The sequence below is a fragment of the Nocardia sp. NPDC059177 genome (genome assembly GCF_042755165.1).
Taxonomy (GTDB): Bacteria; Actinomycetota; Actinomycetes; order Mycobacteriales; family Mycobacteriaceae; genus Nocardia.
Genome location: NZ_JBHZBX010000007.1, coordinates 169,859 through 181,621, shown reverse-complemented (window position 1 = coordinate 181,621; position 11,763 = coordinate 169,859). Strand labels below are relative to the sequence as shown.

Here is an 11,763-nt window from a genome sequence, read left to right as displayed (position 1 = left end):
CCCGCGCCCGTCCAATTCGGTGAGGAGTCCGGAGGGGGAGTCATGGTCGAGGTCGTCCGCGTGGTGTCGTTTCCGTCCCCACGCACGCTGCGCCGCATCCTCGCCTACCCACTCGATGTCCTCGCGCACCTCGCCGTCGCCGTCACCATCACCCTCGGCACCGACCCGTCGAACCGCCACGCGATCACGCACCAGCTCTGGCTCGACCTCGACTGGGCATCGATGATCGGCCTCTTCCTCCTGGTCTCCTTCACCGACCGCGTCCTGCTCCAAGCCCTCACCCACACCACCCCGGCCAAGGCGATCTTCGGCCTCGTCATCATCGACCGCGACACCGGCCACTACCCCCGCCCACGCCGCCTACTGACCACCTGGCTGCTCAGCAACGTCCTGGCCATCCAGATCCCCCTGTCCACCCTCATCTTCGGCAACCGCATCGACCCCGACCGCATCGAACGCCACCTGCTCCCCGCCGTCCGCCGCCGCGACATCGAGCCGATCCGTGCGCGGCAACCCTGCGGCGACAACACAATTCCATCAGAGGGGTAGCTTGTGAATCAGCGACAGCGCCATGCCGACAGCCAGTCAGGGTCCAACGCGCCGCCGACCGGGAACACGGAAACGGCGGGCAATGGATTCACCTTGAAGCGGGAGAACGGAAAGCTGACCATGGTCGCCCCACCCGGCTACCCGGTCGAAACGACCCACCGGAACCACAGCTGTTCGGCGGACTGGACGACACGCGATTCCCTTCCCCCCGTAAGCTCCCGCGTACCCTCGCGTTCGTACTCGATGTAGTAACCCACGTGGTCATCGGCCTCGGCATGTACTTCGTCGTCTCCCCCGACACCCAGTTCGCGGTCATGCACCAGGAATGGGACGAGCTGCGGATCAACTGGTTGGCAGTGATCGGTTGCGCGCTGCTCGCTTCGTTCATCGACCGCGTGCTCTTCCAAGCGATCACCCACACGACATTCGGCAAGGCCGTCTTCGGACTGGTCATCCTCGACCGCGACACCGGGCGATATCCACGACTGCGATGGCTGCTCGCCTCGTGGGTGGTCAGCACGCTGCTGGCGATCGAACTCCCCTTCATGCTCATCGCGTTCGACGGTGCCGGCCCGAGCCGCCCCGAGCGGTATCTGCTGCCGGCAGTACGCCGCCGCGATGTCGAGATGGCCCCAGCACCGAAGACCGACCTCGATAAACACACCGCGTCATCCGAGACCACTCCGTCGACGAGCAGGATCGGCGACGCGGTAAGCGATGGGATCATCGGTTCCACCGACACCCGGGGAACGTAGCGGGAAGGGGCCCGACCGACTCTGCCATATCTCGGCCACTCAAACGACTATAGGATACGCTATAGTTTCAGCATGGAGTGGGACATCTACCAGACCGACGAGGTCGAAATGTGGATCGAAGCTCTTCGACGTACCGACCCGATCGCGGCCGACCATGTCGATGCCGCGGTGGACGCGCTATCCGAGCACGGTCCGACATTGGGCCGACCACTCGTCGATACCTTGACTGCCTCCAAGCTCGCCAATCTCAAAGAACTCCGGCCTCGCCAGACAATGATCCGGATCCTGTTCGTTTTCGATCCGTGGCGATCGGCCATCCTGCTGGTCGGCGGCGACAAGACCGGTCGATGGAAAAGCTGGTATGAACAAGCGATCCCGCACGCCGAGATGCTGTACGAGATCTATCTGAAAGAACGATCCGAGGAGGAAGGCGACCGATGAGCAGCTTCAAAAAGTGGGATCGAGACGCCTACCGGAAACGGATAGGCGAAGATGAGGCAGCACGGCGACGCGGCGCGATCATGGCCGAGCAGTGGGGCCACCAGCTGGCAGCGGAACGCAAGCGCCTGAAGTTCACTCAAGCCGGTCTGGCCGAGATCATGGGAGTGAGTCCTGGACGCGTCTCGCAAATCGAACGAGGCGAAGTCGCCACTGTCGCGGCGATCGCCGCTTACGTGGGCGCGCTGGGCGGGACACTCGAATTGCTTGCCGACATCGGCGGCCATCTGGTCCGCATGCCGGCCGACCCAGCGGCATAAGTCGTGGCCGCGATTCGAACCCGCACATGGGACCAGGAGTGGGACGTCCCGGTGCTGGATTTCGACGGTGCGGTATCCGATGACGAGGTCTACGATACGGTGCGCGCCGCGATCGTCCGTGGTAACGAACGATGACCCTGGTCGGTGACACCTCCGGACTGGTCGCCGCCTACCTGATCCGCCCGGACTCGAGCGAGATGCCACGCTCGCACACGATCATCGACGAGCTGATGCGCCTGCGTCAGATCGTCGTCGGTCAGATCGAGTTCGGACACCAGCTGATCCACTCCGTCATACGACGGCCACTCCACGTGGTCGGGCAAATCCGTCATCAGGCCCTTCCTGCCGACGTTGTGCCGACAGATACTCGATAACTCAGGCGTAGTCGAGCCGAGCACAACGGCCCACCGGAGTGTGTCCGGCGGGCCGTTGGGATCGACGTTTCGGCTCAGCCGAGCAGGCGCCAGTCCTCGAGGCCCTGGTAGAGCGGGACGCTCTGGGCCAGGCGGGAGACGCGGGCGCGCAGGGTTTCGGTGTCGGAGGTGCCGGCGAGGGCGGCGGCGATGATGTCGGCGACCTCGGTGAACTCGGTGTCGCCGAAGCCGCGGGTGGCCAGGGCGGCGGTGCCGATGCGCAGGCCCGAGGTGACCATCGGGGGGCGCGGGTCGAACGGGACCGCGTTGCGGTTGACGGTGATGCCGACCTCGTGCAGGAGGTCCTCGGCCTGCTGGCCGTCGAGCTCGGAGTTGCGCAGGTCGACCAGGACCAGGTGCACATCGGTGCCGCCGGTGAGGACCGAGACGCCCTTGTCCTTGACGTCGGCGCCGGTCAGCCGCTCGGCGAGGATGCGCGAACCCGACAGGGTGCGGACCTGGCGGTCCTTGAACTCCTCGGTCGCGGCGATCTTGAACGCGGCGGCCTTGGCGGCGATCACGTGCATGAGCGGGCCGCCCTGCTGACCCGGGAACACCGCCGAGTTCAGCTTCTTGGCGAATTCCTGCTTGGCCAGGATCAGGCCGGAACGGGGACCACCGAGGGTCTTGTGCACGGTGGAGGACACCACATCGGCGTACGGCACCGGCGACGGGTGCAGACCGGCGGCGACCAGACCGGCGAAGTGCGCCATGTCGACCCACAGGTACGCGCCGACCTCGTCGGCGATCTCGCGGAAACGCGCGAAGTCCTGGTGACGCGGGTAGGCCGACCAGCCGGCGACGATCACCTTCGGCTTCGCCTTCACGGCGATGTCGCGGACCTCGTCCATGTCGATGCGGTGGTCTTCCTTGGACACACCGTAGGAGTGGACGTCGTAGAGCTTGCCGGAGAAGTTCAGGCGCATGCCGTGAGTGAGGTGACCACCGTGGGCCAGGTCCAGGCCGAGCAGGGTCTCACCCGGGTTCATCAGCGCCATCAGCACCGCGGCGTTGGCCTGGGCGCCCGAGTGGGGCTGCACATTGGCGAACTCGGCGCCGAAGAGTTCCTTGGCACGGTCGCGGGCCAGGGTCTCCACCACGTCGACGGCCTCGCAGCCACCGTAGTAGCGGCGGCCCGGGTAGCCCTCGGCGTACTTGTTGGTGAGCACGGAACCCTGCGCCTGCAGGACCGCGCGCGGCACGAAGTTCTCCGAGGCGATCATCTCGAGGGTGTCGCGCTCACGGGCGAGCTCGCCCGCCATCGCGGCGGCCAACTCGGGATCGAGCTCACCGAGAGACTGGGTATTCACCGAAGCGGTCGTCTGCGTCACGACCCTCAGTCTATGGGCCGCGCGCGGACGCCCGAGCACGGGGATAGCGCAACCCGGGCGCGGCCGCCACCCGGGAGACGCAGCTCACAGGCCCGCGAAGGCCCCGCCGGGGCGGCGCGACGCGGCGAACGGGCGCGATGACTGTAACGACCCGGCCACGAGTGACCGATCACACAGCATGTACACACTCCCGGTCACCCCCGTCGTCGCCCCGTCCAACCCGATCGAAAGTCTCCTGCTGGTGCTGTCCCAGCTGGCGTGTTCGATCTCCTCCGGGGAGGGCTGCGCGATCATCGCCTGACCACTACCCCACCGTCGCGGTTCCCATCCGCCGGATCGCGCCCGGCGTGAGCGGTTCGTCGAGCAACCGGCCGAAGCGCTCGGCCCGGTCCTGCGCGTCGAGCGCGCCGTCGAGCCAGCCGCCGAGCAGGCGATAGCCCTCGACATAGGTGCTGATGTAGGCCCGCCACAGCGGCGAGGAAAGAAAGCGCAGGGACTGGCGGGCCCGTTCCGGGGTGGCCAGGCTCCAGCGCTGCAGGAACGCCGCCACCTCGTCTTCGCCGCGGTGCTGATCGTGCAGCAGCAACGCCGCGTCCTGGCGCACGCTCAGCAGTTTCGCCGAGGCGGCCGAGAAGCGTTCGGCGCGTTCACCGTCGAAACGCAGCCCCAGATCAGCGTAGATCTCCTGCGCCCACAGCCCCCAGCCCGGACCCACGATCGACTGCAACGCGAGATCGGCCAGGCCCTCGGCCATCAGGCACTGCGGGGTGTTGACCAGGAACAGCGTCTGCTCGTCCTCGCCCGCGGCGACCAGCCCGGCCTCCTTGCGGCAGTGCTCGGTGTGATGACCCGGGTAGGCCTCGTGCGCGATCAGCGCGGGCAGGTGCGCCATGTGCTGTTTGAGGTCGGAGTTGATGGCGACCGTGGAGCGGTAGTTGCCCAGGTAGTAGTTGAATCCGGACCACGGCTTGTCACCAACCACCTCGTAGGTGACGGTCTCGTGGTCGGGCAGCGGGTAGCGCTCGCGTACCCGTTCGCGCAGCGCGCTGGAGAACGCGTCGACGCAGGCCGCCAGCCGCTCCGGCGGGATCTCGTCGCCGCGCCGGTAGGCCGCGGCGCGTTCGGCGAGTGGGCCGTCGCCGCCGAGCACCTCGTCCATCAGCCGGTGCGCCTCGCGGTAGTCCTCGGGGTCGCCGGGCGCGATGTCGACATCGAAATAGGCGCGTACCTCGTCGACGAACCCGATCTCCTCACCGGCGAACTTGCGCGCCGAACACTCCATGGCCACCAGGTGCGCGTCGAGGAATTCGGCGCGCTGGGCCGAGAGCCCGGCCTCGGGCAGCTCGGCACGCAGGGCGACCGCGCGGCGGGCGAGTTCGGCGGGCTCGGGGACCGCGGCGTTCTCGCTGTCGCGGCGCAGCTGCGGGTCGCCGGTGTAGGCGTCGACGAATCCGTCTTCGAGCCGATCGAAAGCCAGTCCGAGCCGCAGGTATTCAGTGACCAGTGGATGTGTCCCCATGCGAACCGACCTTACGTGGTGAATCGGAAAAGCGGGCCCTACCTCGGCCTTGTTACTCGTTACCGACGAGTAGCCAAACCCCCTGTTGCGCGCAGATGGCGCAGACGGAGCACAATCGCGCTATGCGGTCAGAGTTATCCCGGATCTCACTCGTCGGGCAGCCCAGCTGTGCGTGGACGCCCGGACGGAGCGTCGGGTAGGTGGCACGGGTCAGCGAACCGAGCCCGTATGTGGAGTTCGACCGGAAGCAGTGGCGCACGCTGCGCAAGTCGACTCCCCTGGTCCTGACCGAGGAGGAACTGACCGGCCTACGTGGTCTCGGTGAGCAGATCGATCTCGAGGAGGTGGCCGAGGTCTACCTGCCGCTGGCCCGCCTCATCCACCTGCAGGTCGCCGCGCGCCAGCGGCTCTTCGCCGCGACCGCGACCTTCCTCGGCGAGAAGCACCCCGACAAGCAGGTGCCGTTCGTGATCGGTGTCGCGGGCAGCGTCGCGGTCGGCAAGTCGACCACCGCGCGCGTGCTACAGGCCCTGCTGGCGCGCTGGGACCACCATCCGCGGGTCGACCTGGTGACCACCGACGGATTCCTCTATCCCACCGCCGAACTCATCCGCCGCGGCATCATGCACCGCAAGGGTTTCCCGGAGAGCTACGACCGGCGCAAGCTGCTGCGGTTCGTCACCGAGGTGAAGTCGGGCGCGGAAGTAGCGTGCGCGCCGGTGTATTCGCATGTCTCCTACGACATCGTGCCCGACGAACAGCACTGCGTGCGCCAGCCCGACATCCTCATCGTCGAAGGCCTCAATGTGCTGCAGACCGGGCCGCGGCTGATGGTCTCGGATCTGTTCGACTTCTCGATCTATGTCGACGCGCGCATCGAGGACATCGAGAACTGGTACGTGCAGCGCTTTCTCGCCCTGCGCAAAACCGGCTTCGCCGACCCCGACGCGCACTTCCACCACTACGCCGGCTTCAGCGACGAACAGGCCACCGCCGCCGCGCGCGACATCTGGAACTCCACCAACCGGCCCAACCTGGTGGAAAACATCCTGCCCACACGCCCGCGCGCGACCCTGGTGCTGCGCAAGGACTCCGACCACACCATCAACCGGTTGCGCCTGCGCAAACTCTGACCGGCGCGACGGCGCGTCAGGCCGTCGGCGCACCCAGCGAGACGACCTGGGTCGCCAATTCCTGTCGCGTGCCGCCCCGCTCGACCACCAGCACCCCGCGCGGGGTGTCGCGCGGGTCGGTCGGCTCACCGGCCACGACCTGGATGATCGCCTCCTGTGCCCGCGGCAGCATGTCGACCACCGGGTACTCGCCGACCGGGGCCCAACCCTGCGCGGCCGACTGCAACCGGTCGACCATGCCGGGCGAGCCCGCCACATCGGCCCACCTGCGGGTCGCGACGGTGATGGTGCCGTTGTCGTCCCAGCGCGGGCTGTAGGCGGCCGAGCACTCGCCGGGCAGTTCGGGCAGCCCCAGCACCGCATTGGTGCTCACATCGATGGTCGCCACATGCCCGGTGCCGCAGGAGGCGCTGCGCCCGGTCGCACCGGCCAGCACGAAGGTGTGCCCGTCGGGACCCGCGGCGGCGGTGAGGCCCGCGTCGATGCCGGGCACCCGGCCCAGCGGCAGGATGACATCGGCGCCGACCGCGTACAGATGATTCTTCTCCCACCACAGCCCACGCGATTCGACCCGCGACACCAGCAAGTAGTCGTCGGAGGCCGCGATCAGCCGGGCACCGTCCCAGGAACCGCCGGTCAGCGGGCTCGGCGACGCGGGCAGCTCGATCTCGCGCTCCGGCTCGGCGGGCGTGGCGCCCGCCAGATCCATGCTCATGACCTGGCCGGGATCGCGCCACCAGCCCACCACCGCGTCACGCAAGGGAGCCGCGTCGGTGCACTCGCATTCGATCCGCGAAACCGCGCCGTCACGCACACTCACCGCCACCAGCGTCTTGGCGCTCTGTTCCACCGCGAACGCGAACTGCCCGTCCTCGGTGAAACTCACCTGCGCCGAGGAATACCCGAAACTGCCCGGCGCCCGCAGCGTCTCACCCCCGCGCACCACCACCAGTTCACCCTCGGTGCGATAGGCGAACACCGGCCCCCTGGCGGCCTCCTCCTCGGCCGGAGTCAATCGCGGAGCCGCAGGCTCCTCGGTGACGCCACAGCCCGCGACCAGCGCGACCACACCCGCCACCACACCGAACACCGCCCGGCGCCACCCCGCGCCACCTGCCTTGATCGCACTACCCACAGTTCACCCCTGCACGTCGTCGGGCCCGGTCTCGGCCAGCAGCCTAGCCCGCGCCGACGGCCGACCGGGGCGACATCCGCTACAACTTCCAGGCCGCGTCGAGCCTGGTCGCCACATCGATATTGCGCACCGCCGCGATCTCCGGCTTCCGGATCTCCTGGGCGACATAGCGGGCGACGAACCGGCGGATCTCGTGATCGACACTGGCCAGCACCCGCAACAACTGGCCGCGCTTGGTGGCGCTGGCGACATTGACCCGCACATCGCCCGGCCGCGGCTCGGCGATATCGATGACCACCCGCAGCGGGTCGGCGGTGCGCGCGGTCAGATGCAGATGCACCGTGCCGTCCACCCGGAACCGGGACCGGTCCACCGCCAGATCCACGACCAGATCCACATGCAAGGGAATGGTCAACTCGAAAGAGATATAGGCGTCGACGAAACGCAGAATGCGCGGCCTGCCCAGTTCGACCTGCGCGGTGACCTTCGCCAGCCGGCCCGGACCCACCCCGATCGGACCGAAATCGAAAGCGGCGCCGGTGAGTTCACCGAAGGCCTCGGCGATCCGCTGCTCGGAGACGGCGTATTCCAGGAAACGCCTGCCGAATTCCTCATAACTGATGTAAGAAGGCTGTTCGGGCTGCACTGACCGCAGAGTACGCGACGCCTACGACATCACACGCCGAAACGGCGGTGCCGCGCGGCGTAATCCCGTAGCGCGCGCAGGAAGTCGACGCGCCGGAACTCCGGCCAATACGCCTCGGTGAACCAGATCTCCGAATACGCGCTCTGCCACAACAGGAAGCCCGAAAGTCGCTGCTCACCAGAGGTTCTGATGACCAGATCCGGATCCGGCTGACCCGAGGTGTAGAGGTTCTGGCCGATCGCGTCGACGGTGATCGACTGCACCAGATCCTCCCCCGACTCGCCCGCCTCGATCTCCCGGCGCACCAGCGACCGCACCGCGTCGGTGATCTCCTGCCTGCCGCCGTAACCCACCGCGACATTCACATGCACGCCGTCGCGGCCACTGGTCCGCTCCGCGGCCACCCGCAGCCGCTTGGCGATCAACTCGGGGAAACCGCCCAGCGAACCGACGATCCGCACACTCCAGTTCTGCTCGGGCGCCGACAACTCCTCCACGACATCGGTGATCACCTCGAACAAGGTCTCCAGCTCGTCGGGATCACGCCGCAGATTCTCCGTCGACAGCAGATACACGGTGACCATCTCGATGCCCTGATCAGCACACCAGCCGACCAGCTCGGCGATCTTCAGCGCACCGACACGATGACCGTGGCTGACATCGGTGAACCCGTTCTCGCGCGCCCACCGCCGATTGCCGTCGCACATGACGGCGACGTGGCGAGGATGCTGCTTGTCTGCCAGCTGCTTGGACAGCCTGGCTTCGTAGATGCGATACGGCAGTCCACGCACCCGACCGAGAAACTCCACGCCCGCACCCTACGCCTGGACCGCCTCCCCGGAAATTTTGCTGGACCGCCTCCCCGGAAATTTTGCCGGTCGTGGGTAGGGGGTGAGATTCGTGCCGGGCCGGCGGATGGGTGGTCGGGTGGGTTTGGGGTGGCTGGGGAGTTATCTCCCCCGCCTCTCCGCGTTTTCTGGCCAGACCAAGTGCCGCGACCGATTCGTTGGCGGCCGGCGGGATCGGAGGGGTCGAGTTGGTCCGTGGCTGGGGAGTTACCCATGTGCTTGCGAGATCAGTGGGTCGCGGTGGGTGCTCGGGGGTCGGGCCGGTGGTTGCGGTGCGGCGACGGGTGGGATGGGTGTGGGGGTTGGCACGTTTCTGGTGGTGGGAGGGGGTTCTGCCGTAGCGTGGGGATAACTTACGGTACCGTAGGTTGGACCTTGGAGGGTTTGTGGAGGCTGTTGCCGTGGGGGTCGACGTGGTGGGGAAGCCGCGGTTTCGGGGGTGGATTCATACCTGGGCGGTAGGAGTGGCGGGGGTTGCCTGTGCGGTGCTCGTCGTGGCCGGGTTCGGGGTGTCGGCTACCGCGGGGTGGTCGACGCTGATCTATGGGATCTCGGTGTGCGCGCTGTTCGGGATCAGCGCGGTGTATCACCGGGTGACCTGGGCCAGTGTGCGGGCGCGGGTGCGGATGAAGCGGGCCGATCATTCGATGATCTTCCTGTTCATCGCCGGGAGTTACACGCCGTTCGCCATGCTCGGGTTGCCGGGGGCGACGGGGCGGACGTTGCTGATCGTCGTGTGGGCGGGGGCGCTGGCGGGGGTGGCGCTGAAACTGCTGTGGCCGACGGCGCCGCGGTGGGTGGGGGTGCCGCTGTATCTGCTGCTCGGGTGGGCGATCGTGCCGGTCGCGGCCGAACTGCTGCGCAACGTGGGGGTGCTGCCGATGGTGCTGCTCGCCGTCGGTGGCGTGATCTACAGCGTGGGGGCGGTCCTGTACGCGACGAAGTGGCCCAATCCGTGGGCCGGCTTCGGGCATCACGAGTTCTTCCACGCGGCGACCGTGCTCGCGGCGGTGTGTCACTATGTGGCGATCTGGCTGGTCGTCCTGGGCTGAAATCGGCGCGTGCGCGCGGTGCGGACCGGCGCGCCTTCTATGCTCGACAGTTGTGCCACCCGTCAGTGCAGCCCGTGATGCCCGGGCGTCCTCGGGCGCCGCGCTCGGACGTGCGCTGGAACGGTTCATCCGCTGGGCGCTGCGCTCCTATGTCGGCCTCGCGCTCGTCGTCATCACCGCCAATATGGTCGGGCTCGCCGCGATCTTCCTGATCTCCTGGGCCGGTGGCGTGTTCACCCGGGTCGGCGAGGACTGGCACGGTGCGGCGATCGCGATCATGATCTACCCCGCCCTGGCTCTCACCGCCGGTGTCGGGCTCGCGCTCTACGACCGGCGCCGCTACCTGCGCTGGCTCGACGACAACCGCAAACCCACACCGGACGAAGCGCGCGCCCTGGTCCGGCTGCCCGCGGCGATCACCCTGCGCGCGATCGCACTCTGGGCGCCCGGCATCGTGCTCACGGCCTGGCTGGTCGACCATTACACCGACTATCACAACATCGCGGTGCTGCTGTCCGGGTTCACCCTCGGCGCCCTGGAGGCGGCGGGCGCGATCTATCTCATCCTGGACCGGCTGATCCGGCCGGTCGTCCCGATCGTCGCCTCGGTCCTCGGGCCGATCGTGCATCCCACCACGACCGTGCTGGTGCGCGTGCTCGTCACCTGGGCGGTCTCCGGTGCGCTGCCGGGGCTGATCATCATCGTCGTCCTCAGCGACCGGTCCGCGCCCGCCTCGGACCGGGTGCGCGCGGCCTGGTTGTTCTCCATCGTCGCGTTCTGCGTCGGCGCGCTGGCCACCGCGCTGCTGGCCCGCTCGGTCGCCACCCCCATGCGCGCGATGTACCGGGCACTGGACCGGATCACCCGCGGCGAACTCGACGTGCGGCTGCCGGTGGGCAGCACCAGCGAGATCGGGCGGCTGGAACAGTCGGTCAACGAACTCGCCGCCACCCTGCGCGAACAACTCCACACCGAGGACGTGCTGAGCAGGCACGTGGGCTCCACCGTCGCCGAACGCGCGCTGGCGGGCAGCACCGACCTCACCGGTGACGTGCGGATCGTCTCGGCGCTGTTCGTCGATGTGACCGGCTCGGTGCAGCTCTCGGCGGAGATGGCGCCGGAAGCGTTCGTGCACAAGCTCAATCGGCTGCTGGCCACCGTGGTCGCGGCCACCGAGGACAACGGCGGCCTGGTCAACAAGTTCGCCGGCGACGCGGCCCTGTGCATCTTCGGCGCGCCGTCGACCCTCGAGGACAACGCCACCCCCGCCCTGCGCGCGGCCCGGCGCATCCGCGACGAAGTGGTCGCCACCGGCGAACTCGATGTCGGCATCGGCGTCGCCCGCGGTCAGGTCTTCGCCGGTGACGTGGGCTCCGACACCCGCCTGGAGTTCACTGTCATCGGCGACGCGGTCAACGAGGCCGCCCGCCTCACCGCCGTCGCCAAGGAAGTCAACCGCCGCGTCCTGGTCAGCGACGCGATCCTGCAGGCCGCCACCCCCGCCGAACGCGCCAAATGGAAACGCTACAAAGACCTTCGCCTGCGCGGCATCCCCGGCCGAACCCGCACCTGGACCGACCTCCCACCCGCCCGCTGACCCCTGCGCGGTCCTGGACAAGCGATC

At 68.0% G+C, this 11,763-nt stretch carries 14 protein-coding genes; 9 read left to right on the top strand and 5 right to left on the bottom strand.

All coding sequences use genetic code 11. From position 1 onward, the window contains the following. Nucleotides 1-42 precede the first annotated feature (42 nt). The 5 genes from ACFXK0_RS11660 to ACFXK0_RS11640 all read left to right on the top strand — a co-directional run bounded on the left by ACFXK0_RS11660 (nucleotide 43) and on the right by ACFXK0_RS11640 (nucleotide 2,436). Nucleotides 43-549: an RDD family protein gene (locus ACFXK0_RS11660; RefSeq protein WP_379410039.1), complete on the top strand. Its 507-nt coding sequence runs from the start codon at nucleotides 43-45 to the stop codon at nucleotides 547-549. Further along, complete coding sequence (locus ACFXK0_RS11655; RefSeq protein ID WP_379410160.1) at nucleotides 516-1,304, top strand: RDD family protein; 789 nt, start codon at nucleotides 516-518, stop codon at nucleotides 1,302-1,304. Before ACFXK0_RS11660 ends, ACFXK0_RS11655 begins: the two co-directional genes overlap by 34 nt. Before the next feature lie 72 nt (nucleotides 1,305-1,376). Beyond that, nucleotides 1,377-1,745, top strand: coding sequence for a type II toxin-antitoxin system RelE/ParE family toxin (locus tag ACFXK0_RS11650; RefSeq protein WP_379410038.1), 369 nt, complete (start codon nucleotides 1,377-1,379; stop codon nucleotides 1,743-1,745). Then, a complete protein-coding gene (locus tag ACFXK0_RS11645; RefSeq protein WP_379410037.1) occupies nucleotides 1,742-2,062 on the top strand; it encodes a helix-turn-helix domain-containing protein in 321 nt (106 codons plus the stop codon). The genes ACFXK0_RS11650 and ACFXK0_RS11645 overlap by 4 nt, the downstream gene beginning before the upstream one ends. Before the next feature lie 131 nt (nucleotides 2,063-2,193). Then, a complete protein-coding gene (locus ACFXK0_RS11640; RefSeq protein ID WP_379410036.1) occupies nucleotides 2,194-2,436 on the top strand; it encodes a hypothetical protein in 243 nt (80 codons plus the stop codon). 74 nt (nucleotides 2,437-2,510) lie between these two features. Here the strand turns inward: ACFXK0_RS11640 and glyA are convergent, their stop codons facing one another. Next, the gene (gene glyA, locus ACFXK0_RS11635) at nucleotides 2,511-3,806 is read right to left on the bottom strand and encodes a serine hydroxymethyltransferase (protein ID WP_379410035.1); all 1,296 of its coding nucleotides are present in this window, start codon (nucleotides 3,804-3,806) and stop codon (nucleotides 2,511-2,513) included. 178 nt (nucleotides 3,807-3,984) lie between these two features. On the opposite strand from glyA, the gene ACFXK0_RS11630 reads away from it, so the two are divergent. Next, nucleotides 3,985-4,107 (top strand): hypothetical protein, encoded by a 123-nt coding sequence (locus tag ACFXK0_RS11630; RefSeq protein ID WP_379410034.1) that lies wholly within the window; start codon nucleotides 3,985-3,987, stop codon nucleotides 4,105-4,107. A 3-nt stretch (nucleotides 4,108-4,110) separates the two neighbouring features. On the opposite strand, the gene ACFXK0_RS11625 is transcribed toward ACFXK0_RS11630, so the two are convergent. Further along, entirely contained in the window at nucleotides 4,111-5,325 is a 1,215-nt protein-coding gene (locus ACFXK0_RS11625; protein WP_379410033.1) for a DUF885 domain-containing protein, read from the bottom strand. 200 nt (nucleotides 5,326-5,525) lie between these two features. Between ACFXK0_RS11625 and coaA the strand changes: the two genes are divergently transcribed. After that, a complete protein-coding gene (gene coaA, locus ACFXK0_RS11620) occupies nucleotides 5,526-6,458 on the top strand; it encodes a type I pantothenate kinase (RefSeq protein ID WP_379410032.1) in 933 nt (310 codons plus the stop codon). Nucleotides 6,459-6,474: 16 nt separating this feature from the next. Here coaA and ACFXK0_RS11615 read toward each other — a convergent pair whose 3' ends face one another. The 3 genes from ACFXK0_RS11615 to ACFXK0_RS11605 all read right to left on the bottom strand — a co-directional run bounded on the left by ACFXK0_RS11615 (nucleotide 6,475) and on the right by ACFXK0_RS11605 (nucleotide 9,048). Next, entirely contained in the window at nucleotides 6,475-7,593 is a 1,119-nt protein-coding gene (locus ACFXK0_RS11615) for a hypothetical protein (protein WP_379410031.1), read from the bottom strand. Nucleotides 7,594-7,672: 79 nt separating this feature from the next. Next, nucleotides 7,673-8,239 (bottom strand): hypothetical protein, encoded by a 567-nt coding sequence (locus tag ACFXK0_RS11610; protein ID WP_379410030.1) that lies wholly within the window; start codon nucleotides 8,237-8,239, stop codon nucleotides 7,673-7,675. Nucleotides 8,240-8,268: 29 nt separating this feature from the next. After that, entirely contained in the window at nucleotides 8,269-9,048 is a 780-nt protein-coding gene (locus ACFXK0_RS11605) for an isoprenyl transferase (RefSeq protein WP_379410029.1), read from the bottom strand. A 425-nt stretch (nucleotides 9,049-9,473) separates the two neighbouring features. Between ACFXK0_RS11605 and ACFXK0_RS11600 the strand changes: the two genes are divergently transcribed. Together ACFXK0_RS11600 and ACFXK0_RS11595 are read left to right on the top strand one after the other, a co-directional pair. Then, nucleotides 9,474-10,139 carry a hemolysin III family protein gene (locus tag ACFXK0_RS11600; protein ID WP_379410028.1) on the top strand — a complete coding sequence of 222 codons (666 nt, stop codon included), beginning with the start codon at nucleotides 9,474-9,476 and terminating at the stop codon, nucleotides 10,137-10,139. 52 nt (nucleotides 10,140-10,191) lie between these two features. Continuing rightward, entirely contained in the window at nucleotides 10,192-11,736 is a 1,545-nt protein-coding gene (locus ACFXK0_RS11595; protein WP_379410027.1) for an adenylate/guanylate cyclase domain-containing protein, read from the top strand. Nucleotides 11,737-11,763: the final 27 nt, after the last annotated feature.

What these genes read in the sequence shown, in the direction of transcription:
- ACFXK0_RS11645 (WP_379410037.1), top strand. Translation starts at nt 1,742, where the DNA reads ATGAGCAGCTTCAAAAAGTGGGATCGAGACGCCTACCGGAAACGGATA.
- ACFXK0_RS11650 (WP_379410038.1), top strand. Translation starts at nt 1,377, where the DNA reads ATGGAGTGGGACATCTACCAGACCGACGAGGTCGAAATGTGGATCGAA.
- ACFXK0_RS11625 (WP_379410033.1), bottom strand. Translation starts at nt 5,325, where the DNA reads ATGGGGACACATCCACTGGTCACTGAATACCTGCGGCTCGGACTGGCT.
- ACFXK0_RS11640 (WP_379410036.1), top strand. Translation starts at nt 2,194, where the DNA reads ATGACCCTGGTCGGTGACACCTCCGGACTGGTCGCCGCCTACCTGATC.
- ACFXK0_RS11660 (WP_379410039.1), top strand. Translation starts at nt 43, where the DNA reads ATGGTCGAGGTCGTCCGCGTGGTGTCGTTTCCGTCCCCACGCACGCTG.
- ACFXK0_RS11630 (WP_379410034.1), top strand. Translation starts at nt 3,985, where the DNA reads ATGTACACACTCCCGGTCACCCCCGTCGTCGCCCCGTCCAACCCGATC.